The following is a 773-nucleotide window of genomic DNA, read 5'->3' on the forward strand; positions in this document are numbered from 1 at the left end:
GAAAGGCTCACGAGCAAGTTCGCCTCAGGCCTCAGACGGCATGAAAAGCACTCCTGGGCTGATAGGCGGGGCCGCGCGCCAGCACCGCCCAGGCAATGCGGGCGAGCTTATTGGCGAGTGCAATCACCAGCATGTTGCGATGCAGCCTCCGGCCCGTGGTCTCAATCCAGGGCCACAGGCCGAGCCTCGCCCCATGCGGTCGACGCACCAGCACGATGTGGGCGGCTTGGACGAAGAGCGTCCGCAGGTACTTGTTGCCGCGTTTGGGGATCTTGCTCAGGATGGTGCGGTCGCCGGTCGACTCCTGTTTGGGCACCAGCCCGAGCCAAGCCCCGAAGTCCCGCCCCTGCTTGAACCCGGCCCTGGGGCCAATCGCCGCCACCACGGCGGATGAGATGATCGGTCCAACGCCCGGGACGCTCATCAGGCGCTGACAGTGCTCATCTTGAGCAGCCAGTGCTTCGATCTCGGCGGAGACATCGGTAATGCGCGCGTCGAGCCGGCGCCAATCCTCAGCCAAATCAGCAATGAGGTGAACGATGCGCAGCGATAGGGCGTCAGAGGACGAACCCAGGATGCCTGGCAACGCCTGCCTCAACGGCGCAAGCCCCTGGCGCACGGTGATGCCGCGCTCGAGAAGGAAGCCGCGGATTTGGTTGGTGACGCTTGTGCGCTGACTGACCAGGCGTGAACGCACCCGGTGCAGGGCGAGCAGATCCATCTGGTCTGGCGTCTTGATCGCCACGAACGACATGGTCGGCCGCTGCACCGCC

The 773-nt window shown here is 65.2% G+C and carries 1 protein-coding gene; it reads right to left on the reverse strand.

The genetic code is table 11. From position 1 onward, the window contains the following. Window positions 1–31: 31 nt before the first annotated feature. A partial coding sequence (locus tag ACXJKO_RS31905) for an IS110 family RNA-guided transposase (protein ID WP_457094998.1) occupies window positions 32–773 on the reverse strand: 742 nt, incomplete at its 5' end.

Source organism: Microvirga sp. P5_D2, from assembly GCF_054049475.1.